The sequence below is a fragment of the Knoellia sinensis KCTC 19936 genome, assembly GCF_000768705.1.
In the GTDB taxonomy this organism is placed as follows: domain Bacteria; phylum Actinomycetota; class Actinomycetes; order Actinomycetales; family Dermatophilaceae; genus Knoellia; species Knoellia sinensis.
The window spans coordinates 1-24404 of record NZ_AVPJ01000024.1; the positions used below are offsets into that span (position 1 = coordinate 1).

Here is a 24404-nt window from a genome sequence, read left to right on the forward strand (position 1 = left end):
CGAACTCACCGAATTCCTCGGTTCGGGACAGGCCAGCCGCCCATGTGAACACAGAACCCCGCCACGTCCCCCACAGACGTTCCCAGAAACGACAGAAGGACCAGACGAAACTCGTCTGGTCCTTCTGTCGTACGGGTGGAGCATAGGAGATTCGAACTCCTGACCTCTTCCATGCCATGGAAGCGCGCTACCAACTGCGCCAATGCCCCGAGTTGCCCCGGTGGGACGTCCCCCGAAGGCGACTGCGAAAGTTTACGACGCCACTCGCCCGGCCACCAAATCGGGGTCAGGCCAAGGCCTCGTCACGGGCCATCGCCGTTGCCGCGGACTGGTTCCACGTCTGGATGCGCCACCCCGCGCGGCCCTCGACGAGTTCTGCCCAGTGGCAGTTGCCGAGGCCGCCCAGGGCCTTCCAGGACGTCTGCTGGTCCATTCCCACGAGGTCCGCTGCGAGGGCGCGGCCCGCGACACCGTGCGTCGCGATGATGGCGCACTCCCCTGGGCCGAGGTCCTCGAGCAGGGCTTCGACGCCAGCGCGGCACCGTGCCGCGACATCGGCCACGGACTCACCGTGCCCACCCCGCTTGAAGTCCTCCCCGCGCAGGAGCCGGTCCATGTCCTCCGGATAGCTCGCGCGGACCTCGTCACCGGTGAGGCCCTGCCAGTCGCCGGCGTGGATCTCCCGGAAACGTTCGTCCGTCGTCACAGGTATGCCGTCCACTCGTGCCACCGTCTCGCCCGTCACCCGCGCTCGGGCGAGGTCCGAGGCGACGACCCGCACAGGTGCGAAGGAAGCGAGGGCTCGCGCCGCCGCCTCCGCCTGACCGACCCCGCGCTCGGAGAGCGGTGAGTCCAACTGCCCCTGCCAGATGCCCGCTGCGTTGTGGGTGGTCTCGCCGTGTCGCAGCACGACGAGGCGCCTCGGAGCGGCGTCGCCGCGCATGACCCGTTCGTTCGGGCCGGGCTTCACCGGCCGCCCTGCTCGGTGCCGACGACGCCGAGGTCGATTTCGGGGCAGTCCTTCCACAGGCGCTCGAGCTCATAGAACTCGCGCTCCTCGTCGTGCTGCACGTGCACGACGATGTCACCGAAGTCGATGAGCACCCAGCGCCCGTCGCGCTGGCCCTCGCGGCGCACCGGCTTGGAGCCGAGCTCGCGCAGGGAGTCCTCGACCTCGTCGACGATGGCGCCGACCTGACGCTCGGTCTCGGCAGAGGCGATGACGAACACGTCGGTGATCGCGAGCTGCTCGCTCACGTCGATGCCGACGATGGTGGTGGCGAGCTTCTCGGCTGCTGCGTGAGCGGCAGTGCGAGCGAGCTCGAGGGAACGGTCAGTGGCTGGCACGGGACTCCTCGTCCTGATCGGTGACAACGGCGCCAGGCGCGTCGGACGACCCGGCCTGCTCACCGGCATACAGGCGGTGTTTGTTGATGTATTGGACGACGCCGTCGGGCACGAGGTACCAGACCGGCTCGCCATCGGCGACGCGCTCACGGCAGTCGGTCGAACTGATCGCCATGGCCGGCACCTCCTGGAGCGTGACGCGGTCCTCGGGCAGCCCCGACTCCGAGAGTTCGTAGCCCGGACGCGTGACGCCGATGAAGTGCGCGAGATCCCAGAGCTCATCGACGTCCTTCCACGACAGGATCTGGGCGAGCGCATCGGCTCCGGTGATGAAGAAGAGTTCGGCGTCGGGGTGCAGCGCCCGCAGGTCCCGCAGCGTGTCGATCGTGTAGGTCGGACCCTCACGGTCGATGTCGACACGGCTCACCTGGAACCGAGGGTTCGACGCCGTCGCCACGACAGTCATGAGGTAGCGGTGCTCGGGCTCGCTGACGACCTTGTCGGCCTTCTGCCAGGGCTCGCCGGTGGGGACGAAGATGACCTCGTCGAGGTCGAAGAGCGACTGGACCTCGGAGGCCGCGACGAGGTGGCCGTGGTGGATGGGATCGAAGGTCCCACCCATCACGCCCAGACGGCGACGCGACGTTGCGGTCAGTGCGTGCCCTGGTTGTCGTGCATCGTGCCGCCGTGCGCGTGCGCCAGGTCGGTCGAGTGGTGGTCGTTGCGCTCGCTGTCAGGCGTGTGCTTCTGGGCGGTGCCGCGGAAGGCCCACGTCACCGCGAGCAGCAGCGCGAAGACCACCAGGGCGGTGACGCCGAAGGCCCACGCGGGACCCGGGAGGGCGTGGTCGGCAGCTTCCTCGGCGAGGACAAGGGCGGCGTGCGAAGTCATGGGGGCAGCCTACCGTCACCGTTGTCCACCGGCGTCGTCCACAGGGCTGTGCATGGGAGCGTGGCCGACCGTCCCAACCTGTGGACGACACGCGCGGACGATGCCGCTGGGCGAGAAAGTCGCGGATCGTCTTGCGCCACAAGCGGTTTGGGGGCTAGACAGGTTCTCACGAACTCCCGCCCTGGATCGGGTCGAGCCAGGGCGGAAGTCGGGTCGAAGGAGAACGGCTGTGCCGCCGAGCCCGGTCAGACGGGGTCGGGTGGGGGGCAACCCACACCGCGAGCGACATCGCGGGGCACACCGCGGCCGACGGCCAGAGTCGAAGTTCGTCACCGGTTCTGCCGGGGACGGCGCCACTGTCGCGTGGCACCCTCGACGGATTGCCCGTCGGGACTGACCGGCTCAGACAACAAAGGGCATGCCCCTGCAGCGCCGAAGGCCCCCGATCTCATACATCGGGGGCCTTCGGTGCATCTGGGGATGACGCGCCGCCTACGCTGAACCCCATGCCCGAGCCAGCCGCCCCGATCGCCCTGAGCATCGTCGTCCCGATGTTCAACGAGGAGGCCGTCCTCCCTCTCCTCGTCGAGAGGCTGCGGACGGTCGCGGACGGGCTCGACACGGCTTACGAGGTCGTTGCCGTCGACGACGGAAGCAGCGACGCGACCCCCGTCCTTCTCGAGCGGTATCGCCGCGACTGGCCCGAGCTGCGGATCGTCCGGCTGCGCGCCAATTCGGGCCACCAGGCTGCGATCTCGGCCGGTCTGGCGCGAGCGCGGGGCGACTACGTCGTGACCCTCGACGCGGACCTTCAGGACCCCCCGGAGGTCATCCCCGAGATGTTGCGGGTCGCCCGCGAGGACGCAGTCGACGTCGTCTATGGAGTTCGGCACGACCGGTCCACGGACACCGCCTTCAAGCGAGGCACGGCTCGACTCTTCTACTGGATCATCCGCCGGCTCGGAGCCATCGAAGCCCCTCAGGACGCCGGCGACTACCGCCTCATGTCGCGGGCGACGGTCCAGGCCGTGAACTCCCTCCCCGAGCAGAACCGGGTCCTGCGGCTCGTGGTGCCGGCGCTCGGCTTCCCGTCCGCCGCCGTGGGCTACACCCGCGAGGTGCGCGCTGCCGGCCATACGAAATATCCCCTCGCGAAGATGGTGCGCCTGGCTGTTGATTCCGTGACCGGGTTCTCCCTCGCGCCACTGCGGTTCGCGACGTGGCTCGGCCTGTTGGGCGGTCTCGCCGCGCTCGGTGTCCTTGTGTATGCCGTCGTGGCCCGGTTGCTCGGCCAAGCCCTTCCGGGGTGGACGTCGACCGTGGTGATCGTCGCGGCCGTCGGCGCCGTCCAGTTACTGGCGCTCGGGATCCTCGGTGAGTACGTCGGTCGCATGTATGCGGCGATGCAGGCCCGGCCGACGTACTTCATCGCGCACGACTCGCTGGACACCGGTCGATGACCCGTCGCGGGCTGGCGGCTCTGGGGGTGCTCATCGGCGTTCTCCTCGCCTTGGCGTGGCGGCTCTTGGCCTAGAGCCGAACCACAGCCTCCAGCCGCGAACGCAGCAGCGCGCGAGCCTTCGTCGGCGGCATCTGATCGGGGACGGTTGCCCCGAGGAAGGTGAGGCCGTCGACGAAGACGTGCAGATCGTCCACCAGCGCGGCAAGTGCCGCAGGGACGACGCCGACCTCGACCGGGTGGTCCAAACCCGTGACGTCGGCGATGGCCAGCCCGCAGATGTGACGCTCTCCATGCCAGGTCTGCTCAGCGAGCCCTGGGCGGCCGTCGACCGTGCGGCTTCGAGCCATGAACGCGAGATAGACGCGCACTTCCGCCAAGCGGTCGTCGTCGAGCGGGAGCATCTCCTCGAGGAGCGCTTGTGCCCGGTCGAATCCGGGCTCCTGCTCGTCGAGGATGCGCTGGAGCCGCAGAGGGATGTCGGCGAGGCTCGCGTCGAAGGCGAAGTCGAGGAGCTCGTCCTGGGTGGCGAAGTAATAGCGCATCGCCCCGGTCGACCAGCCCGATTCGGCTGCCACGGCCCGCACGCTCGCGCCTTCGACACCGGACCGGGCCACGACTCGTCGCACGGCCGCGCCGAGCTCGGCACGACGGGCTGCGTGATCGACGACCTTGGGCACACAAATATTTTCGCACACACGTGTGAATTTGTGGTTCACTGAGGGCGTGACGTTCTGACACGACTGTGCGGAATTGGGGAAGGTTCACCATGGAGATCGCAGCACTGGGCGGCCTGGGCGTGCTCGCCCTCGTCGACAGCACGAGCTTCGGCACCCTGGGGGTCCCGGCATGGATGCTCGTCCAACCACGGGTGCGTGCGGCCGCCGTGCTCACCTATCTGGCCGTGATCGCGGCCTTCTACTGGCTGCTGGGTCTGGTGTTGCTCGGTGGCGCTGGAGCCCTGCGCGATGCGTCCGGGTCCGTCAGCGGGGTCACCGAGTCCCGACCCTTCCTGATCGGGCAGTTGGTCGTCGGCGTGGCGCTCTTCGCCACGAGCTTCACCTTCAACCGCAAGCGTGGCGAGGTCCGGCGTGCCCGCCGCATGGGGCGACCCACCCGGATGCAGCAGTGGACCTCGCGTGCCGTCGGCCCGGATGCCACCTTGGGCACGGTCACCACGGTTGCCCTGGGTGCTGGGCTCGTCGAGGCCGCGTCGATGCTCCCCTACCTCGCGGCGATCGGTCTGCTCACTGCCGCAGGACTCGGGTTCGCGACGAACGCCAGTCTCCTCGCGGCATACGTGATCGTCATGATCGTCCCCGCGCTGGGATTGCTCGCACTCCGCCTGGCTGCGCAGCGGCAGGCCGCTCCCCTCCTCGAACGACTCAACGGCTGGTTGCAGCGCAACAAGGACGAAATGCTCGGGTGGGTCCTCGGAATCGTCGGCTTCCTCGTCGCAACCGACGCTGTGCAGCGCCTCCAGGCCCTCGGCTGACCCGTCGCGTCAGCGGATCTGACCGTCGCCCTCGACGATCCACTTCGTCGTCGTGAGCTCGGGCAGAGCCATGGGGCCGCGAGCATGCAACTTCTGGGTCGAGATGCCGATCTCTGCGCCGAACCCGAACTCGCCACCGTCGGTGAACCGGGTCGAGGCGTTGACCATGACGGCTGCCGCGTCGACCTCGGTGGTGAATCGGCGAGCCGCCGCGCGATCCTCGGTGACGATCGCCTCGGTGTGACCGCTCGTGTGCTGCTGGATGTGCGCGAGCGCTGAGTCGAGGTCGGGGACGACCCTGACGGCCATCTCGAGCGCGAGGTACTCGGTGTCCCAATCCTCGTCCGTCGCTTCAACATGGGGTATGCCGGCCGCTTCCGCCGCGCTTCCGGCCGCCGGATCCGTGTGGAGCGTGACGCCAGCGCTCGACAGTTCGGCAAGGACCTTGGGCAGGAACTCCCCGGCGAGGGACTCGTGGACCAGGAGGGACTCGGCGGCGTTGCAGACGCTCGGACGGTGCGTCTTGGCGTTGACGGCGATCGCGAGCGCCTTGTCGAGGTCGGCCGCGGCGTCGACGTAGACGTGGCAGTTGCCGACTCCGGTCTCGATGACGGGCACCGTCGACTCCGTGACGACGGTCTGGATCAGGCCCGCTCCCCCGCGCGGGATGATGAGGTCGACCTGGCCGCGGGCGGTCAGCAGTTCCTTGACGACCTCGCGCCCGCCTTCGAGCAGGGCGATGGCGTCGACCAGGAGGCCCTGGGTTTCGAGGGCACCTCGCATGACGTCTACGAGCGTGCGATTTGTCGACTCCGCCGCAGAGCCGCCCCGCAGGATCACGGCATTCCCTGACTTGAGACCGAGCCCGGCCGCGTCGACGGTGACGTTGGGGCGTGCCTCGTAGATCATGCCGACCACACCCATGGGCACGCGGACCTGGCGGATCTGAAGCCCGTTGGCGAGTGTCGAACCGCGCACCAGTTCACCCACCGGATCCGGCAGCGCGGCGATGTCACGCAAGGCGTTGGCCACTGACCCGACCCGGTCCGGAGTGAGGGTCAGGCGGTCGATGAGGCCGTCAGCCATTCCTCCAGAGCGGCCCCGCTCGATGTCCTCGGCGTTGGCCGCGACGATCTGAGTGGTCGCCGCGTCGAGGGCGTCCGCGAGCGCCCTGAGGGCGGCATCCTTGTCGGCGCGGCTCAGGAGGGCGAGTCGACGCGAGGCGACGCGGGCGCGGGAGGCGAGTTCTGCGACGGTGGGGACAACGGCCATGGGACCAGCGTAGGTGTGGTGGGCGGACGGCATACCGGCATCTCGGAAGGCGACCACGTGCAGTGGGAGGATGACCGGCGTGACGACGATCCTCTCCATCCAGTCCTCGGTCGCCTACGGACACGTCGGCAACAGTGCTGCCGTCTTCCCGCTGCAGCGTCTCGGCGTCGAGGTGTGGCCGGTGCACACGGTGCACTTCAGCAACCACACCGGCTACGGCGCGTGGCGCGGCCCCCTCATGGCGCCGGGAGACGTGCGCGAGGTCGTCACCGGGATCGAGGAGCGCGAGGCCATGCCCGGCATCGACGCGGTGCTGTCGGGATACCAGGGCGGTGAGGAGATCGGCGACGTCATCCTCGATGCCGTGGCGCGCGTCAAGGGCGCCAACCCCGGCGCGATCTATGCCTGCGACCCCGTCATGGGCAACGCGAAATCGGGATGCTTCGTCCACCCCGCCATCCCGGTGCTCCTGCGCGAGCGGGTGGTGCCACAGGCCGACCTCATCACGCCGAACCAGTTCGAGCTGGGCTTCCTCACCGAGACCGAGCCGGAGACGTTGGAGGACACGCTCGCGTCAGTGGAGCGCGCCCGGGAGATGGGGCCGTCGACGGTCCTCGTCACGTCGGTGCTGCGACCCGACCGCCCCGAGGGAACGATCGAGATGCTCGCCGTCCACGGTGACGGTGCGTGGATCGTGCAGACGCCGCAGCTGCCGATGAAGGCCAACGGCTCCGGCGATGTCACGGCCGCCCTCTTCACCGCGCACCTTCTCGACACGGGCGATGCCGGCGTGGCGTTGGGTCGCACCGTGTCGAGCGTCTTCGACCTCCTGCAGCGCACGTTGGACTCCGGAGCGCGGGAGTTGCAGCTCGTGCAGGCGCAGGAGGAGATCGCGAACCCGAGGATGCAGTTCGAGGTCACGCAGCTCCGTTGACACCAGGCCTACCCGAGCCGTCAGGATCGCAATCGCCACACTGACGGCCCGGTAGGTCGGTGTTCAGACGGTGATGTATGCCGTGGCGAGTCCGCTCGGCGGGAAGGCTCGCCTCGCGATGGGCTCGGGTGGGTCACTCCAGCCCGGGCCACCCTCGCGGACCCATTCGACGAGCGCGTCGGCAGTGTCGTCGTCGAGCACCTCGCGGATCCACACGGGTCGGCCACCTGCGCGGCGACCTGACGGCGACGGGGACACGACGACGACGTTCGACTGGTCGCACGCCAGCAGACAGGCGCTCCTGGTCACCCGTGCCGCACCCAGGGCGCCGTCCTCGATGCGGGCGAGGAGCCCGTCGTGGTCGACGCCCGGGTGCTTGCGCTCGGTGCCGCAGCAGCAGTCCCGGCAGACGCGGATGGTGCAGGTCGTGTCGTTGCGCCGGCTCACGCGCTCGCCGGCGAGCCGGCAGCGGCGACGTCGCGTCCGGGTGTCTGGCCGGACGCCGAGCCGTCGCTGTCACGCTGCGCCGCGACTGCTCGCTCGATGAGGAGCCCGAACACCGTCCCGAGCGTCACCCACATCGCGGCCAACTGCCCCAAGGACGCCACGCGGAACTCCCAGAGCAGGTCCGCCGGGACGTCGTCCGGCACGACATCAGGGGTGCCCGGCAGGACCACCACCACCGTGATGATGGCGAGGAGGGCAGCAACCACGTCGAGCGACCACCGGGTGGAATCGGTGAGGCCGCGGCGGGCCAACGCCCGATCGAGCATCGGCACGGCGAGCGCGATCGCCACCCCGAGCAGCAACGCCAGGACATAGAGCCACGTCCGCTGCCCGACCGTCTCCGGGTCACCGACGGCTGGTGGGTTGGCCGGGATGACGATGGCAGGGAGCAGGGTGAGGGCTCCGAAGCCGATGGTCGCGAGGCCGAGCGACCGCCAGAAGTCCGTCGCCCCGGCGAGGCGGTGGCGTGCCTTGGCGAACACCACGGCGAAGATCACGCCGAACGCGATGCCCACGAGCACCGAGGTCACGGCACCGCCGATGACCTGCTGTGTTCGCGTGACGAGCTCTCCACCATGGGTCGGCAGCGACGCGGGGATGGTGAACAGGGCGGACTCGCCGGCGTGACCGCCCGCGTGTCCACCGGATGCACCGCGCCGCTCCTCGATCACGAGGGCTTTGCGGATGACGGGCTCGACGACGAGCCAAATGAAGAGTGCCGACACCAGACCGGCGGCAGCACCAGCGGCGACGCCGCGCCGCAGCACGGATCCGAAGCTGATCATGTGAAGTTGTCGGAGATCAGGTGTGGATCAGTGGCAGGGCACGCCGAGGGCGTGCCGCGCGTCGTGCGTCAACTCGTGCAACATCTCGGCCGACGCCGCGCCGAGCAGCGCGCCGTTCTCCTGGGAGACGAAGTAGAGCGTGAACACCGCGACGGCGAGCAGCGCCCACGCCCAGACGGGGACGCGGATGCTCGTGAGCGGAGCAGCGGTGGGAGCGGGGACAGCAACAGCTGAGGAATTGGCCATGATGGGACCCTTTCGTTCCATGCCTCGTGGACTGATCTGTGCCGCAGCCGGTCTCCTGGCTTCCAGATCACCACGACTCCTCGGCCTTCCCAACAGCCCGGCGTGAACCTGCGGCTGTCAGTGGCGAATGACGAGGAGCCACTCCCTGGTCACAGTGGCGAGGACCACGTCGGAATCACACCGACTTCCCGTGCACTGCGGCGTTCGCATCCTGCCACACGCAGGAGAGGCTCTCGTGGGGGGCATCCGAACTCCCCCGCTGACCCCGACCTAACGACGTCAGCGCGTGGGTAGCACGTGCGTGGCGCGTGGGTCAGAGCAGGACGAGGTCGTCACGGTGGATGACCTCACGCTCGTAGGCCGCACCGAGGTCGCGGGCCAGGTCGTGCGTCGACCTGCCGAGCATCGCCGGCAACTCACCGGAGCTGTAGTTCACGAGGCCCCTGGCGATCGCCGAGCCGTCGGGCCCACAGACGTCGACGGGGTCGCCGCCGGTGAACGTGCCGTGCACTCCCACGATCCCTGCGGGCAGGAGGGAGGTGCGTCGCTTGGTCAGGGCCGTCACCGCGCCGTCGTCGACGACGAGCCGACCGCGGGGCGTCGTGGCGTGGGCGATCCACAGCGCTCGCGATGCCTTGGAGCGCACCTGAGGAGCGAAGACCGTCCCGACGTCCTCACCTGCCAGCGCCCGTCCCGCGTCCGCGAGGCGCGACAGGACTGCGGGTATGCCGGCCGCCCCCGCAATGCCTGCCGACTCCACCTTGGTGGCCATGCCACCACTTCCGACGGAGGACCCCGTGCCACCGATCTCGATGCCGGCGAGGTCCTCGGGCTTCAGCACCGCCGAGATCCGTGAGGACCCGGCACGCGTCGGAGGACCGTCGTAGAGCGCGTCGACGTCGGTGAGGAGGACGAGGGCATCGGCTCCGACGAGGTGAGACACCAAGGCCGCCAAGCGGTCGTTGTCACCGAACCGGATCTCATGCGTCGCGACCGTGTCGTTCTCGTTGACGATGGGCACGATGCCGAGGTCGAGCAACTTCGTCAGGGTGCGTCGAGCGTTGGTGTAGTGGGTCCGGCGCGTCATGTCGTCGGCCGTCAGCAGAACCTGGCCGACCGTGAGGTGGTGGCGCGCGAAGGCGCGAGCGTAGGCAGCCACGAGGGCTCCCTGCCCCACCGACGCAGCCGCCTGCTGGGTCGCGAGGTCGCGCGGACGGGTGCTCAGGCCCATCGGGCCGAGGCCGGCCGCGATCGCACCTGAGGAGACGAGGACGACCTCTCCCCCACGGGCTCGCACGGCGGCGAGGTGATCGACGAGCGCGACGAGGCGGGCGTCATCGATCGCGCCACCACCGGGTCCCGTGAGCGAGGAGGAACCCACCTTGACGACGACGCGACGTGCCTCGCCGATGGCGGCGCGCAGGACCGCCTCAGTGCCCATCAGGCCCGCTCACTCGTCGTCGGAGTCGTCGCCGACGGTGGCCCAGTGCCCGGCCTTGCGCTCTGCCGCGAGGGTCTCGCGAGCAGCGGTCTGGGCGTCCTTGCGGCCGTGGAACTCCTCGCGCTTCTGGCTGCGGGTCTTGCGTTCGGACTCCTCGAGGCGGAGGTCGGTCCCGCGCGGCCCGGTGAGCAGCTCGGCACCGGCAGCCATCGTCGGCTCCCAGTCGAAGACGACGCCGTTGTCCTCAGGTCCGATGACGACGGTGGACCCGGCAACCGCGCCGGCCTTGTAGAGCTGCTCCTCGACACCGAGACGGTTGAGCCGGTCGGCGAGGTAGCCGACGGCCTCGTCGTTGCTGAAGTCGGTCTGACGGATCCAGCGTGTGGGGCGATCGCCGAGGACGCGGAAGATCTCACCGTCGGACGTGTTCTCACGGCGCACCGTGAAGCCGGCGTCGTCAACCGCCTTGGGCCGGACGATCGTGCGAGGTCGTTCGATGACCTTGGCCTCGATCTCGGCCCGCGCCTCGGCGACGTGCCTGGCGAGCGAGAAGGTCAGCTCCTTGAGACCGATGTGCGCCACGGCACTGACGATGTGGACCTCGAGGCCGCGCTCCTCCAGATCCGGCTTGACCATCTCGGCCAGGTCGCGGGCGTCGGGGACGTCGGCCTTGTTGAGGACGACGATGCGGGTGCGCTCCGAGAGCGGTCGGCCGCCAAGACTGTTGTCGGGGACGTAGGCCGCCAACTCGGCCTCGATGACGTCGAGGTCGCTCATGGGGTCGCGGTTCGGCTCGAGGGTCGCACAGTCGACGACGTGCACCAGGACGCTGCAGCGCTCCACGTGGCGGAGGAACTCCAGACCCAGTCCCTTGCCCTCACTGGCACCCGGAATGAGTCCGGGGACGTCGGCGATGGTGTAGCGCTCGCTCCCCGCGGTCACGACGCCCAGGTTGGGCACGAGCGTCGTGAAGGGGTAGTCGGCGATCTTGGGCTTGGCCGCGCTGAGGACGGAGACGAGCGAGGACTTGCCCGCGCTCGGGAAGCCGATGAGGGCGACGTCGGCGAGGGACTTGAGCTCGAGGACGATGTCGAGGGACTCGCCCGGCTCACCGAGGAGTGCGAAGCCGGGAGCCTTGCGGCGCGCCGAGGCGAGTGCCTTGTTGCCGAGGCCGCCCCGACCGCCTGCAGCGACGACGAAGGTCGCGTCGTGACCGACGAGGTCGGCAAGGATGTCGCCAGCAGAGTTCTTGACGACCGTGCCTTCGGGCACGGGAAGCACGAGGTCGCCGCCATCGGCGCCGTTGCGCTCGTCGCCCGCCCCCGGCTTGCCGTTGGTCGCTCGGCGGTGCGGCGTGTGGTGGTAGTCGAGCAATGTCGTCGACTGGGGGTCGACCGCGAGGACGACCGAGCCGCCACGGCCCCCGTTGCCGCCGTCAGGGCCGCCGAGGGGCTTGAACTTCTCGCGCTTGACCGACGCGACGCCATGTCCACCGTCACCGGCCGCGACGTGCAGGACGACGCGGTCCACGAAGTTGACGGCCATGAGGGAGTTCCTGCTTCCTGAAAGGGGTGGGGGCGAGACCTCAGTCTACGGGCGAGCTCGTGAGCCCCTGGCGTCCGCAGATGTGGTCGCAAGGGCGACCCATGTTGCGGACGCTCGCGGTCCGCTGGGAAACGCGAAGGCGGGCCGGACGTGTCCGGCCCGCCTTCGCGGTGGTGAGAATCCGGTATGCCGTGCGCTCACGGCATACATCTCATCTCACCGTGGGAGTCACTCCGCTGCTGCGGTCTCCTGAACGGGAACGATGTTGACCACCTTGCGGCGGCGCTTCGTGCCGAACTCGACGTTGCCCGCGACGAGCGCGAACAGGGTGTCATCGCCGCCACGGCCGACGCCGTCACCGGGGTGGAAGTGCGTGCCGCGCTGACGGACGAGGATCTCGCCCGCGTTGACGAGCTGGCCGCCGAAGCGCTTCACGCCGAGTCGCTGTGCGTTGGAGTCACGACCGTTGCGGGTCGAGGACGCACCCTTCTTGTGTGCCATGTCTGTCTACCTTCGTGAGTCTTGGACGGTCGCTCAGGCGTCGATCGAGGTGATCTTGACCTGGGTCAGCGGCTGACGGTGGCCCTGACGCTTGCGGTAGCCGGTCTTGTTCTTGTACTTCATGATCGTGATCTTGGGGCCCTTGGCAGCCTTGACGACCTCGGCCTTCACGGACACCTTGGCCAGCTTCGACGCGTCGGAGGTGACGGTCGAGCCGTCCACGACGAGAAGCGGGGTCAGGTCAATGCTGTCGCCGGCCTGGCCGACCTTGTCGATCAGAAGGACGTCTCCGACGGAGACCTTCTCCTGCCGACCGCCTGCGCGAACAATCGCGTACACAGTTGGACTCACTTTCGGTTTCGGGATGCGCGCCTTTGGGTGACCGGCTGATAGCTACCCCACTGCCTTCACGCGAACGCTCGGGACACAGGACATCGGCTCGGTGGGCGCACCGACTGTCTAGGTTAGCGGTCGCCCTCCGGCTGGTCCAAATCCGCGGACTTGGGCGGACCTGCAGGCGCGACCACGCGGCCACGCTTGCGGCGAGGACGCACGACCGGCTCGTCAATGGGGGCCGGCTCGGCCACGGAGATCGACTCCGCCTCGACAGCGTCTCCCACCTCGGCGATGACGACCGGCGAGGCGTCGGCGGGGTCCTCCGCCTTCGTGTCTGCGGGCACCTCCGTCTTGGCGTCGGTCGGGACCTCGGAGGGGGCCTCGGTCTGCTCGGGCTGCGTGGCCTCGACGGCCTCCGCCTGCTCGGGTTCCGAGGCGGGCGCCGGAGCCAGGTCGGCCACGTCATCGTCAGTCGGCTCACCGGACATCGACTTGATGGCTGCTGCGTGTGCCGCGGCAGCGATCTGGGCTGCGGTCGGACCGCTCGGCGTCGGAGCTTCCTGCTGGCTCTGCTCCTTGGAGGCGGACTGACCCGAGTCGCCGCCCTTCCCACGGCGCCCACGACCACGACCACTTCCGGAGGTCGAGCCTCCGCCTGAGCCACCCTGGCCACCGTTGCCGTGCGAGGGCCCGTGGTCACCGTTGCTGCCCGAGCGATCGATCGGCTCGGCCTGGACGATGATTCCGCGCCCGTCACAGTGCTCGCACTGCTCCGAGAAGACCTCGATGAGGCCGGAACCGACGCGCTTGCGGGTCATCTGGACGAGGCCGAGAGAGGTGACCTCGGCGACCTGGTGCTTGGTGCGGTCGCGGCCGAGGCACTCGAGGAGGCGCCGGACGACCAGGTCGCGGTTGGACTCGAGGACCATGTCGATGAAGTCGATGACGATGATGCCGCCGATGTCACGCAAGCGGAGTTGACGGACGATCTCCTCGGCCGCCTCGATGTTGTTCTTGGTGACCGTCTCCTCGAGGTTGCCGCCCGAGCCGACGAACTTGCCCGTATTGACGTCGACGACCGTCATGGCCTCGGTCCGGTCGATGACGAGGGAGCCACCGGAGGGCAGCCAGACCTTGCGGTCCATCGCCTTCGCGATCTGCTCGTCGACGCGGTAGTGCGCGAACAGGTCCTGCTCGGAGGTCCAGTGCGTCAGGCGCTTCGCCAGGTCGGGAGCGACGTCCTCGACGTAGCCGCTGACCTCGGACCAGGCCTTGTCGCCGGACACCACGAGCGAGCTGAAGTCCTCGGTGAAGACGTCACGGATGACCCGCACGGTGAGGTCGGCCTCGCCGTGCAGCAGCACGGGCGCTCCCCCGCTGCTCGCCTTCTTGGCCTTGGCGGACTCGGCCTTCTTCTTGATGCCCTCCCACGCCTTCGTCAGACGCTCGACGTCCGCGCGCAGCTCCTCCTCCGAGGCGCCCTCCGCCGCAGTCCGCACGATGACGCCTGCCGAGTCCGGCACGACCTCCTTGAGGATCGCCTTGAGGCGGGCGCGCTCGGTGTCGGGCAGCTTGCGGGAGATGCCCGTCATCGAGCCCTCGGGCACGTAGACGAGGTAGCGGCCCGGCAGCGAGATCTGGCTCGTGAGTCGGGCGCCCTTGTGACCGATCGGGTCCTTGGTCACCTGGACGAGCACGGTGTCGCCTGAGCCCAGAGCATTCTCGATGCGCTTGGCCTGGTTCTGCTCGAGGCCGGCGGCATCCCAATTGACCTCACCGGCGTAGAGCACGGCGTTGCGGCCCTTGCCGATGTCGACGAACGCGGCCTCCATCGAGGGCAGGACGTTCTGGACGCGACCGAGATAGACGTTGCCGGCCATCGACGCGTTGGTCTCGCGCGACACGTAGTGCTCGACGAGGACGCCGTCCTCGAGGACACCGATCTGGGTCTTGTCACCCTTGCCGCGCACGGCCATGACGCGCTCGACCGATTCGCGGCGGGCCAGGAACTCGGCCTCCGTGATGATCGTGCGGCGGCGCCCGGCCTCGCGGCCCTCACGGCGACGCTGCTTCTTGGCCTCAAGACGGGTCGAACCCTTGACGGCCGTCGGCTCGTCACGCTCCTTGCGGGGCTCGCGCACCTTGGTCACGGTGCCGGGCGGGTCGTCCCCCTCGGACGACGAACCCGAACGGCGACGACGACGTCGACGACGGCTCGACGTGCCCTCGCCACCGTCGGCGGCGTCCGCCGTGTCGTCGGGGGCGTCCTTGTCGCCGTCGCCGTCGCCCTCGGCCTCCTCGGCCTCCGCCGTCTCGGTCGCTGGCTGTTCGGCCTTGTCGTTGCCTCCGCGGCCACGGCGACCGCGGCCGCCGCGACGGCGACGGCGGTTGCCGTCCTGCGGCTCGTCACCGGACTCGTCGGAGGTCTCGGACGGCTCGGTCGAGCCGCTCTCGTCAGCGTCGCTCGAGTCACGGTCGTCCGCACCCTTGGCCGGTCCGGTGGTCGCCGGTCGCTCGGCCGGGGCCTGCGCCGGTGCCGTGGCACGGCGGCGCCGCGGGGCAGCGCTGATGTCAGGGGCTTGGAAGAGGAGGCCGAAGGACGGCACGACAGGAGCCGGCGCCTGCTCGGACGCGTCCTCATCGGCGCTGGCCTCGGCGACGTCAGCGACCTGCGCCTGCTCGCCCTCCGTGGATTCGTCCTCTTCCAACGCGACGAGCTCGTCCTGGCCGACAGGAGCCTCGGCCTCGGGCTCGACCGCGGCGGTCTTCTTGGCCCGAGAGGCTCTCTTCGCCGCCTTCTTGGCCGGCTTTTCAGCCGACTTCTTGGCGGCCCTCTTCTTCGGCGCCTTTGCAGCTGGCGCGTCGTCGGCGGATGAGTCCTCGGTGGGGCTGTCGGCCGGTGCATCTGCGCCTGCGGACGGGTCGGCAGCCTCGGGAACGGCGGTCGTGGGAGCAGCGGCCTTCTTGGTCGCGCGGCGGCGGCGGGGGGCCTTCGCTGGCGCTTCCTCGGTGCCCCCGACGTCGAGCGTCGGGGCGTCGCCCTGAGTCGTGCCTTCTGTGGTGCTGGTGGGTTCGTCCTGGGTAGCCATGTGAGTGGCCCTTCCGGCGCCACGTGGCCGTCAGCCACACCATCCGGGCGGGATGCCCGGACCTGTCGGCCCCGTGGGGCTCGTATCGCAATCGTGTGCGGGTGAAGTTGCCCGACACGGAAGTCAAGTGCTGTCCCTGAGTGGTTCGCGCGGCGAGTCAACTCCGCTGCGGCACCAGATCAGGAACCGACGGCCTCCTTGTCGGCGGCCAATGGATCGGCCACCCCAGCAGTTGCGGTGAGCAGTGGGCCCTGGGCCAGCCGTGTCACCAGAGGTGGCACGGGCGGGCTGAGCTCGGTGACTGCGCGCAGTGCGGTCAGGATGTCATCGGGGCGAACGGACGGTGTGGTGTGCCGAACGACCATCTGCAGTATCGCACACGACGGGTCATCGCTCTCGGTGGCGACCATGGACACGACGGCTGATCGGACGTCGAACGTCTTGGGCCCCGTCTTGAAAGTGCGGGTCACTTCGGCAAGCTCGGTCGCGAGGAAGCGCTCCACGGCATACGTGAGGGTCTCAAGGGTCACCCCACGCATCTCGAGGTGCCAGACGCTGCCCTCGAGGCGCTCTGCGAGGCTCCCCGGGCCGGCCTCGACGACCTCGAGGACATCGAGGTCAGGCGGCAGCGCGGCGTCGAGCGCGACGCGCAGGGCTTCGGGGTCGACGCGCTCCGTGACCGAGATCTCGAAGTACTCGGCCTCGCTGGCCGTGCCCGTCGGCGCGGCATTGGCGTAGCTGATCTTCGGGTGCGGGTGGAAGCCGGCCGAGAAGGCCATCGGCACCCCCGCGCGGCGCAAGGCACGCTCCAGGGCACGCGAGAAGTCACGCGTCGACGAGAAGCGCAGCCGCCCTCGCTTGGCATAGCGGAGGCGGAGCTTCTGGACGGCGGGAGGCGGGGGTGGGCCCTCGGGAGTGCGGCGTGCCATGGTCCGCCCAGCCTATTTCAGGCCGGGCGGACCAGAGAATCCCGCTGGTCGAACCGAACCGGGCAGTCAGCGCAGGGTGACGTCCGCCCACACGAGACGGTGGTCGCTCGTCGGGAACGGGAACGTCCCCGTCAGCCGGGACAGGGGGTCGGCCTGGACCGGCCAGAACACGCCCGCGTCGTTCACGGCGAAGTGCTTCGACAGGAGCGTGTAGTCGACCCGCAGGTTGCCGGGCGCGCCGTCGGCGAAGTCGGCTGTGTCGTACTTCGGGTCGCCCGTGTGGGTCAGGTTGGCGCCACCCTGGAGCTGCGCCGCCTCAACCGCACCCTCGGACGTCGGCAGCGGGTCGATGATGCGCTTGTTGCCGAGCAACTGGTGGATCGCACCGTCGAAGGAGTCGCCGTCGGCTGGGTCGGCGTTGTAGTCACCGAGGATGACGAAGTGCTGGCTCGGGTTGAGACCGCCGCGCCCGCCTTCGTCGTCATAGATGTAGGAACCCTTGCTCGGCGTCACGTAGTCGGCCCAGAAGCGGATCTCGTCGTGGTTGCGGCGACCGTTGCGGTCCTCGGGTCCATCGAAGGTCGGCGGGGTCGGGTGTGCGGCGAGGACATGGACGGTGCGCTTGCCGACGGTCACGGGGACGTCCCAGTGCGACTTGCTCGATAGGCGGAGGATGTCCTGCTCCTCGGGCGAGTAGAAGTCGGTCGGCAGGAGGTTGCCGGGCATGTCCTTCCAGAGGAAGTTCTGGAAAGTGCGGATGTTGTCGGTCTCGATGGGGTACTTCGAGAGGACCGCCATGCCGAACTGGCCCGGGAAGAGCCCGAAGCCGAAGGCATCGTCGCCGCCTCCGATGGTGCCGTTGTTGTTGAGGTCGTGGCCGGTGGGGATACCTGTGTTCGACGGCGCGACGAAGGCGTAGGGGTACTCGACCGGGTCTGCGCCGCTCTGCCCGACCTCGAGGTAGTTGTCCCGGAACAGGTCGACTGCCGTGCCGCCCTCGACGTAGTCGAACTCGTTGAGGAGGATCACGTCCGGGTTCGTGCGCTGGATGACCTCGGCGACCGCCTTGGCCTGTGCGTTGTTGGGCGTCGAGAGGTCGCTGACGAGCTGGCCCTCGGCGTTGCGGTTGAGCGACAGGTTGTAGGTCGCCACCCGCAGGGACTCTCCGGGGCCGCCGGGTCCGGGTGGTGCCGCGCTCGCCAGAGGTGTCACGGCGAGCAGGATCGCGGCCCCGATGAGGGCGGCAAGGGTGCGGAACATGTCTTCCTCCGATGTCGGGCAGGGGTGACTTCAACCTAGCCACGTGCGAGGCGTCGTGGCGGTTTCGGAGGTGAATGCCGCGTGAACCTGTATGCCGTCCGCTCACCTTGTCGGCGCGGGCGCGCCTCAGCGCCAGGGCACGGCAGCGGCAAAGCGGCAGCGCCGCTCGCTGCAACCGGCCGATGCGTGCTCACCGTCCAGGGCCGACTCGCCGTTTGCCGCCTGGCGTGCTCGTGCCCCTCGGCTCGTCGAAGGACGACGTCGACCAGGACGAGGTTGATGGCGAGCGCCAGCCACTGGGCGTAGGGCGTGGCCGCGGCGATGGCCTGGCCGATGGCCGGGCCGTTGCCCGGATCGATCCCGGGCAACTGCACCGCGACCAGCGCCGCCCCCACGGCGAGGGCTGTCACCGGAACGAGAGTCACGGCATACAGCCGAGTCGTCCATCGACGAGCGGAGCGCGCACTCCCCCGCTGCCTGGCCTGCAGACCCAACGCGGCCATGACGAGCCACACGAGCGTGAGGACGGCGATCCAGGTCATGGACCCCAGCCTGGCGGCGTGAGCCGCGAGCGGACATCGGGTGCGACCCCGACGCGCCCCTGACCCCGACCCTCAGTCGCGTCATTCAGTCCAGGCAGAACTCGTTGCCCTCGGGGTCCGCCATGACGATGTGCCCGGCGTCAAGCGGCGGCTGTGGCTCGAACCTCCGGAGTCGACGGGCCCCGAGAGCCACGAGCCGTTCGCCCTCGGCCTCGAGCGCGGCCATGCGGCTGTCGCCGTCGAGCCCCGGCGCAGCGCGGACATCGAGATGCACCCTGTTCTTGACGACCTTGTCCTCGGTGACCTGCTGGAAGAACACGCGTGGTCCATGGCCCTCGGGGTCCTCGATCGCCGACCTCGAGTTGTGCTGGTCTTGCGGGACTCCCATTCGGGTGAGGAAGTCGGGCCCAGGCAACGAGCGGATCGGCACCCTCGGTGAGTTCGACGCCCGGTGGTCCAGGGATGACGTAGCCCAGGACCTCAGCCCAGAACCTCGACTGGGCGCCAGGGTCGTGCGCGTCGAACGTGACCTGAATGGTGCGGCTCATGCCACCCAGCGTGGCACGGGCTTCGACCCACGCGCGGCGCGAGAGGTGCGGTCACGCGTGGGTGTGGGCCTGCTCGGCCATGCCCGCCTTGCCGGCGCCGAGCACGGTCAGCGGCAGGAGGACCTTGCCCGTCGGCCCGATCTCGATCTCGGTGTTCATCTGAGGACAGACACCGCAGTCGAAGCACGGCGTCCAGCGGCAGTCGTCGACCTCGGTCTCGTCAAGGGCGTCGAGCCAGTCCTGCCAGAGCCATTCCTTGTCGAGGCCAGAGTCGACCACGTCCCAGGGCAGGACCTCGGACTCCTCGCGCTCACGCGTCGTGTACCAGTCCACGTCGATCGGCCACGGGCTGGCGGCGAAGGCCTTCTCGGCGGCGGCCATCCAGCCGTCGTAGGAGAAGTGCTCGCTCCACCCGTCGAACCGACCACCGTCGCGCCACACCTGCTCGATGACGGCACCCACGCGGCGGTCACCGCGGGACAGGAGCCCTTCGACGATGCCGGGCTTGCCGTCGTGGTAGCGGAAACCGATGGACGACCCGAGGCGACGGTCCGAACGGATGGCATCGCGCAGCTTCTCGAGGCGAGCGTCGGTCTCGTCGGCAGAGAGCTGACCCACCCACTGGAACGGCGTGTGCGGCTTGGGGACGAATCCACCGATGGACACGGTGCAGCGGATGTCCTTGCGGCCACTGACCTGGCGGCCCGTCTCGATGACGCGCTTGGCGAGTTCGGCGATCTGGAGGACGTCCTCGTCGGTCTCGGTCGGCAAGCCGCACATGAAGTAGAGCTTGACGTTGCGCCAGCCCGCGCCATACGCCGCGGAGACGGTCTTGATGAGGTCGTCCTCGGTGACCATCTTGTTGATGACCTTGCGGATCCGCTCGCTGCCGCCCTCCGGCGCGAACGTCAGTCCTGAGCGACGCCCGTTGCGGGTCAGCTCGTTGGCCAGGTCGATGTTGAAGGCATCGACGCGGGTCGACGGGAGCGAGAGCCCTGTGTTGGTGCCCTCATAGCGGTCGGCCAGCCCCTTGGTGATGTCCGCGATCTCGGTGTGGTCCGCGCTCGACAGCGACAGGAGGCCGACCTCCTCGAATCCGGTTGCGGCGAGGCCCTTCTCGACCATTTCGCCGATGCCGGTGATGGAGCGCTCCCGCACCGGGCGGGTGATCATGCCGGCCTGGCAGAAGCGGCAGCCGCGCGTGCAGCCACGGAAGATCTCGACCGACATGCGCTCGTGGACCGACTCGGCGAGCGGCACGAGCGGCTGCTTCGGGTACGGCCACTCGTCGAGGTCCATGACCGTGTGCTTCGAGACGCGCCACGGCACACCGTGCTCGGTGGGGGCGATGCGCTGGATGCGCCCGTCCGGCAGGTAGGTCACCTCATAGAACGCGGGGACGTAGACCCCGCCCGTCTTCGCAAGGCGCAGCAGCAGCTCGTGGCGACCACCCGGCATACCCTCGCGTTTCCACGCCGCGATGAGGTCCGACACCATGAGCACTGCCTCCTCGCCGTCGCCGATGATCGCGGCGTCGACGAAGTCGGCGATGGTCTCGGGGTTGAAGGCGGCATGGCCTCCGGCGATGACGATCGTGTCGCCGTCGACCCGGTCGCGGGCATGCAGCGGGATGCCGGCGAGGTCGAGTGCGGTGAGGAGGTTCGTGTAGCCGAGCTCGGTCGAGAACGAAATGCCGAGGACGTCGAAATCACCGACCGCGCGGTGGGCGTCGACCGTGAACTGCGGGACCCCCTGCGAACGCATGAGGGCCTCCATGTCGGGCCACACGGCATACGTGCGCTCAGCAAGCACGTCGGGGCGCTCGTTGAGGACTTCGTAGAGGATCATCGAGCCCTGGTTCGGGACGCCGACCTCGTAGGCGTCGGGGTACATGAGCGCCCAACGCACGGTGACGTCGCCGCCGCAGTCCCAGTCCTTGACGGTCGAGTTGAGTTCGCCACCGACGTACTGGATCGGCTTGCTCACCTGCTCGAGCAGTGGCTCGAGGTCGGTGAAGAGTGAGGCGCCAGCAGTACGGGTGTGCATCCGTCAAGGGTACGTTCGGTGGCGGCGAGTCCCCAAAGTCGCGCGCACAATGGTGGGGTGGACGCTGCACCACGGGTGGCGGAGGCGATGGCCGCGTGGCCGCGCCGGGCGTTCCTGCCCCGCCGCGAGCGTCGCCACGCCCATCGGGACGGCCCGCTGCCGATCGGTCACGGCCAGACGAACTCCCAACCGCGGACCGTCGCCGCGATGCTGGAGCTCCTCGACGTGCGGCCCGGTCACCGCGTCCTCGACGTCGGCGCCGGGTCGGGGTGGACGACGACGTTGCTCGCTCACCTCACCGGGCCGACCGGCGCGGTGCTCGGGGTTGAGCGGGTGCCCGAGCTCGCCGAGGTGGGCAGCGCGAACGTCCGACAGACCGGTATGCCGTGGGCTCACCTCACGCTGGCCGTTCCCGGAGTCCTGGGGTTGCCCGAAAACGGACCGTTCGACCGGATCCTCGTCTCGGCCGAGCCGGCGGCGCTGCCCCTGGCCCTCGTCGAGCAGCTTCGGCCCAGCGGGGTCATGGTCATCCCGATCGCCGGCTGGATGCACCGCGTGGTCCTGACAACCGAAGGCGCCGTGCTCACGCAGGAGCACGGCGCCTATCGGTTCGTCCCACTCATCGAGGACTGACTGGATCACTCTCCGGTCTTGCTGCGTCAGGCTCCCGCGTAGTGCGCGTCGAGCTGGTCCTTGTAGCGGTCCGACACGACCTTGCGCTTGAGCTTGAGGCTCGGCGTGAGCTCGCCGCTGTCGACGGTGAGGTCGTGGTCGAGGATCGTGAACTTCTTGATCGTCTCCCAACGGTTGAGGCCGGCGTTGAGCTCGTCGACGTAGCCCTGCACCATCTCGCGAGTCTGTGGTGCGGTCGCGATCTCGGAGTAGGACTTGCCACCGAGTCCGTTCGCCTCGGCCCACGGCTGGATGGCGTCCGGGTCGAGGGCGACCAGAGCCGACACGAAGTTGCGGTCGGCACCGTGGACGAGGAGCTGGCTGACGTAGGGGCACAGACCCTTGAAGGTGGACTCGATCGCGGACGGCGCGACGTACTTGCCACCGGACGTCTTGAAGAGGTCCTTCTTGCGGTCGGTGATCTTGAGGAAGCCGCGCTCGTCCATCTCACCGATGTCACCGGTGCGGAACCAGCCCTCGGAGTCGAGGACCTCGGCCGTCGCCTCAGGGTTGTTGTGGTAGCCGTCCATGATGTTGTCGCCACGCAGCAGAACTTCGCCGTCCTCCGCGATGCGCGCCTCTGAGCCCGGGAACGGCCAGCCGACCGAGCCGTACTTGTAGGCACCCTTGCGGTTGCCGAACGCGCCGGCCGTGGACTCGGTCAGCCCGTAGGCCTCGATGATCGGCAGGCCCATGGCGTCGAACCAGCGCGCGACGTCGGAGTTGAGAGCGGCCGATCCGGAGACGAACACCCGGACGCGTCCACCGAAGCGCTCGCGGATCTTGGTCATGATGATCTTGTCGGCCAGGGCGTGCTTGCGGGCGAGCATGCCGGTCGGCTCCTTGCCCTGCTCCCGCAGCACACTGACCTCCTTGCCCACCTCGCCGGCCCACTTGAAGAGCTTGAGCTTGAGGCCGCCCTCCTCCTCCATCATCAGGCTGATCCGGCCGTAGGCCTTCTCGAAGATGCGGGGGGCTGCGCCCATGAACGTGGGCTTCACGACGGCGAGGTTGTCGACGATCTTGTCGATGCGCCCGTCGATGGCCGTCGTGGTCCCGATCTGCAGCGGCAGGGTCAGCAGGACCTTGCCGAAGACGTGAGCGAGAGGCAGCCAGAGGTACTGGAGGTCGTCCTCCTCGATGATGCCCGTCGCGGCGATGGACGCCCCTTCGAAGGTGAAGCTCTTGTGCAGCAGGCGGACGCCCTTGGGGCGACCGGTCGTGCCCGAGGTGTAGATGATCGTGGCCAGTCGGTCGGGGGTCAGGGCGTCGATCCGAGCATCGACCAGGCCTGGGTCGCGCTCGAGTGCCGACCGTCCGAGGTCCTCGAGTGCATCGAGGGAGATGACCCAGTCGTCCTCGCCCGTTGCGGCCTCGGCGTCGAACACGACGACCTTGGACACCGCCGGCAGTGCGTTGTGGATCCGACGCAGCTTGGCAACCTGCTCCGCGTTCTCGGCGAACACGACCTTGCTCTGGGAGTCGGACAGGATGAAGGAGACATCGTCATCGATCGTCGTCGGATAGATCGTCGTCGTGACCGCGCCTGCCGCCATCACGGCGAGGTCGGCGAGCGCCCACTCGTAGCAGGTGCCGGAGGCGATCGCCACGCGCTCCTCGGGGCCGACGCCGAGAGCGACCAGCCCGGCAGCCTGCGCATAGGCGCGGTCCTTGACCTGCGCCCACGTGACGTCGACCCACTTGTCGGCGCCGTCGGGGCCAGCGCCGACGTCGGCCCACTGGAAGGCGACCTTGTCGGGGGTGGCCGCAACGCGTTCGCGGAAGAGGTGACCGATGCTCGCGGCGCGGTTCTCGATGATGGAGTGGTCGATGGGCTCGTCGGCCGCGGTGCGCAGCTCAGGGCGAACTTTCAGCATGGGGGATCCTCGTCATTGGGGAGCTCGTGGGCGTGATCGTCCCACAGCAACTCCCTCACATGAGAGGAGTCCGTCAACTCCGTGACCGACGAGTAACCCGCTTCCCACAGAGTGGACGCCACCGTCCCGTCACGAAGGGACCTCCGAGCTTTGCGGCCTGGTTCAGGCGGGGACCGGGACCGCCTCGGTCACGCGCTTCTTCAGCCGGACGTACAACTGCCTTCGGACCTGGGCGACGACCTCTCCGGACTCGTCGAGGATGTCCGACTCGAGCCAGCGCAGGACCTTCTCGCCGCCCTCGGCCGCCTCACGGAGTTCGTCGAGGAGCTCGTCGGTCACGTCGAAGGTGACGTGCAGCCGACCGCGTCCGGGGCGGATGAAGCGAATCTCGGCCGCTTGGTCCCACACGATGTAGTCGCTGCCGAGCGAGCGCATCACCAGGAACATCCAGAACGGGTCGCTCATCGAGGAGAGCGAGCCGCCGAACTGGGTCCCGACGTAGTTGCGGGTGAGGAGGCTGCTGGCGAGCTCGACGCGCGCGTGACGGAAGTTGTCGTCCAGCTCCGTCACGCGGATCCCGGCAAAGGCGAAGGGGGGCCACATGTTCATGGCACGTCGGGTGAAGGCGGCGCTGCCACCGATCGAGTTCCAGGTCGGGACCTTGACCATGATGTCTCCTGCT

The 24404-nt window shown here is 68.9% G+C and carries 25 protein-coding genes, 1 tRNA gene and 1 riboswitch; of the genes, 4 read left to right on the forward strand and 22 right to left on the reverse strand.

Going from position 1 to position 24404, the window contains the following annotated elements; translation table 11 throughout:
- Positions 1 to 136 precede the first annotated feature (136 nt).
- From N802_RS18125 to N802_RS18145, 5 genes are all read right to left on the reverse strand, one after another.
- Positions 137 to 209, reverse strand: a tRNA-Ala gene (locus tag N802_RS18125).
- A gap of 77 nt (positions 210 to 286) precedes the next feature.
- Entirely contained in the window at positions 287 to 943 is a 657-nt protein-coding gene (locus tag N802_RS18130; protein WP_035919242.1) for a histidine phosphatase family protein, read from the reverse strand.
- A 23-nt stretch (positions 944 to 966) separates the two neighbouring features.
- Positions 967 to 1347, reverse strand: coding sequence for a ribosome silencing factor (rsfS, locus tag N802_RS18135; RefSeq protein WP_035919200.1), 381 nt, complete (start codon positions 1345 to 1347; stop codon positions 967 to 969).
- On the reverse strand, positions 1334 to 1969 hold the full coding sequence (gene nadD / locus N802_RS18140; RefSeq protein ID WP_035919203.1) for a nicotinate-nucleotide adenylyltransferase: 636 nt from the start codon (positions 1967 to 1969) through the stop codon (positions 1334 to 1336). Before nadD ends, rsfS begins: the two co-directional genes overlap by 14 nt.
- Positions 1970 to 1998: 29 nt before the next feature.
- Positions 1999 to 2238 carry a hypothetical protein gene (locus tag N802_RS18145; protein WP_035919205.1) on the reverse strand — a complete coding sequence of 80 codons (240 nt, stop codon included), beginning with the start codon at positions 2236 to 2238 and terminating at the stop codon, positions 1999 to 2001.
- A 506-nt stretch (positions 2239 to 2744) separates the two neighbouring features.
- Between N802_RS18145 and N802_RS18150 the strand changes: the two genes are divergently transcribed.
- Complete coding sequence (locus tag N802_RS18150; protein WP_035919207.1) at positions 2745 to 3698, forward strand: glycosyltransferase family 2 protein; 954 nt, start codon at positions 2745 to 2747, stop codon at positions 3696 to 3698.
- 70 nt (positions 3699 to 3768) lie between these two features.
- On the opposite strand, the gene N802_RS18155 is transcribed toward N802_RS18150, so the two are convergent.
- Positions 3769 to 4377: a TetR/AcrR family transcriptional regulator gene (locus tag N802_RS18155; RefSeq protein ID WP_035919209.1), complete on the reverse strand. Its 609-nt coding sequence runs from the start codon at positions 4375 to 4377 to the stop codon at positions 3769 to 3771.
- Positions 4378 to 4466: 89 nt separating this feature from the next.
- Here N802_RS18155 and N802_RS18160 point away from each other — a divergent pair, with 89 nt between their 5' ends.
- Positions 4467 to 5192, forward strand: coding sequence for a GAP family protein (locus tag N802_RS18160; protein WP_035919211.1), 726 nt, complete (start codon positions 4467 to 4469; stop codon positions 5190 to 5192).
- A 9-nt stretch (positions 5193 to 5201) separates the two neighbouring features.
- Here N802_RS18160 and N802_RS18165 read toward each other — a convergent pair whose 3' ends face one another.
- Entirely contained in the window at positions 5202 to 6497 is a 1296-nt protein-coding gene (locus N802_RS18165; RefSeq protein WP_084072342.1) for a glutamate-5-semialdehyde dehydrogenase, read from the reverse strand.
- 37 nt (positions 6498 to 6534) lie between these two features.
- Here N802_RS18165 and pdxY point away from each other — a divergent pair, with 37 nt between their 5' ends.
- Positions 6535 to 7398, forward strand: a complete 864-nt coding sequence (pdxY, locus tag N802_RS18170) for a pyridoxal kinase PdxY (RefSeq protein WP_035919213.1) — start codon at positions 6535 to 6537, stop codon at positions 7396 to 7398.
- Between the two features lie 63 nt (positions 7399 to 7461).
- On the opposite strand, the gene N802_RS18175 is transcribed toward pdxY, so the two are convergent.
- The 13 genes from N802_RS18175 to N802_RS18235 form a co-directional block, all read right to left on the reverse strand.
- Positions 7462 to 7845, reverse strand: coding sequence for a hypothetical protein (locus tag N802_RS18175; protein WP_035919215.1), 384 nt, complete (start codon positions 7843 to 7845; stop codon positions 7462 to 7464).
- Complete coding sequence (locus tag N802_RS18180; protein ID WP_035919217.1) at positions 7842 to 8690, reverse strand: CbtA family protein; 849 nt, start codon at positions 8688 to 8690, stop codon at positions 7842 to 7844. The genes N802_RS18175 and N802_RS18180 overlap by 4 nt, the downstream gene beginning before the upstream one ends.
- A gap of 27 nt (positions 8691 to 8717) precedes the next feature.
- A complete protein-coding gene (locus tag N802_RS18185; protein WP_035919246.1) occupies positions 8718 to 8936 on the reverse strand; it encodes a CbtB domain-containing protein in 219 nt (72 codons plus the stop codon).
- Positions 8937 to 8964: 28 nt separating this feature from the next.
- A riboswitch (cobalamin riboswitch) is annotated at positions 8965 to 9151 on the reverse strand.
- Positions 9152 to 9249: 98 nt separating this feature from the next.
- Complete coding sequence (gene proB / locus N802_RS18190) at positions 9250 to 10377, reverse strand: glutamate 5-kinase (protein WP_035919219.1); 1128 nt, start codon at positions 10375 to 10377, stop codon at positions 9250 to 9252.
- A 9-nt stretch (positions 10378 to 10386) separates the two neighbouring features.
- A complete protein-coding gene (gene obgE / locus N802_RS18195) occupies positions 10387 to 11922 on the reverse strand; it encodes a GTPase ObgE (protein ID WP_035919220.1) in 1536 nt (511 codons plus the stop codon).
- A 228-nt stretch (positions 11923 to 12150) separates the two neighbouring features.
- Positions 12151 to 12423 (reverse strand): 50S ribosomal protein L27, encoded by a 273-nt coding sequence (gene rpmA, locus N802_RS18200; RefSeq protein ID WP_035919221.1) that lies wholly within the window; start codon positions 12421 to 12423, stop codon positions 12151 to 12153.
- A gap of 33 nt (positions 12424 to 12456) precedes the next feature.
- The gene (gene rplU / locus N802_RS18205; RefSeq protein ID WP_035919222.1) at positions 12457 to 12762 is read right to left on the reverse strand and encodes a 50S ribosomal protein L21; all 306 of its coding nucleotides are present in this window, start codon (positions 12760 to 12762) and stop codon (positions 12457 to 12459) included.
- A 125-nt stretch (positions 12763 to 12887) separates the two neighbouring features.
- Positions 12888 to 15848, reverse strand: a complete 2961-nt coding sequence (locus tag N802_RS18210) for an Rne/Rng family ribonuclease (RefSeq protein WP_035919224.1) — start codon at positions 15846 to 15848, stop codon at positions 12888 to 12890.
- A 179-nt stretch (positions 15849 to 16027) separates the two neighbouring features.
- Positions 16028 to 16777: a TIGR03936 family radical SAM-associated protein gene (locus tag N802_RS18215; protein WP_035919226.1), complete on the reverse strand. Its 750-nt coding sequence runs from the start codon at positions 16775 to 16777 to the stop codon at positions 16028 to 16030.
- A gap of 66 nt (positions 16778 to 16843) precedes the next feature.
- On the reverse strand, positions 16844 to 18037 hold the full coding sequence (locus N802_RS18220) for an endonuclease/exonuclease/phosphatase family protein (RefSeq protein WP_035919228.1): 1194 nt from the start codon (positions 18035 to 18037) through the stop codon (positions 16844 to 16846).
- 35 nt (positions 18038 to 18072) lie between these two features.
- Positions 18073 to 18579 (reverse strand): hypothetical protein, encoded by a 507-nt coding sequence (locus tag N802_RS18225; protein ID WP_035919230.1) that lies wholly within the window; start codon positions 18577 to 18579, stop codon positions 18073 to 18075.
- Between the two features lie 85 nt (positions 18580 to 18664).
- Positions 18665 to 18967, reverse strand: a complete 303-nt coding sequence (locus N802_RS18230; RefSeq protein ID WP_425402495.1) for a VOC family protein — start codon at positions 18965 to 18967, stop codon at positions 18665 to 18667.
- Positions 18968 to 19178: 211 nt separating this feature from the next.
- Complete coding sequence (locus N802_RS18235) at positions 19179 to 21173, reverse strand: TIGR03960 family B12-binding radical SAM protein (RefSeq protein WP_035919231.1); 1995 nt, start codon at positions 21171 to 21173, stop codon at positions 19179 to 19181.
- 57 nt (positions 21174 to 21230) lie between these two features.
- On the opposite strand from N802_RS18235, the gene N802_RS18240 reads away from it, so the two are divergent.
- Positions 21231 to 21806 (forward strand): protein-L-isoaspartate O-methyltransferase family protein, encoded by a 576-nt coding sequence (locus tag N802_RS18240; RefSeq protein WP_035919233.1) that lies wholly within the window; start codon positions 21231 to 21233, stop codon positions 21804 to 21806.
- A 26-nt stretch (positions 21807 to 21832) separates the two neighbouring features.
- On the opposite strand, the gene N802_RS18245 is transcribed toward N802_RS18240, so the two are convergent.
- Entirely contained in the window at positions 21833 to 23722 is a 1890-nt protein-coding gene (locus N802_RS18245) for an AMP-dependent synthetase/ligase (RefSeq protein WP_035919234.1), read from the reverse strand.
- Positions 23723 to 23884: 162 nt separating this feature from the next.
- The gene (locus N802_RS18250; protein ID WP_052110149.1) at positions 23885 to 24391 is read right to left on the reverse strand and encodes a DUF4442 domain-containing protein; all 507 of its coding nucleotides are present in this window, start codon (positions 24389 to 24391) and stop codon (positions 23885 to 23887) included.
- Between the last annotated feature and the right edge of the window lie 13 nt (positions 24392 to 24404).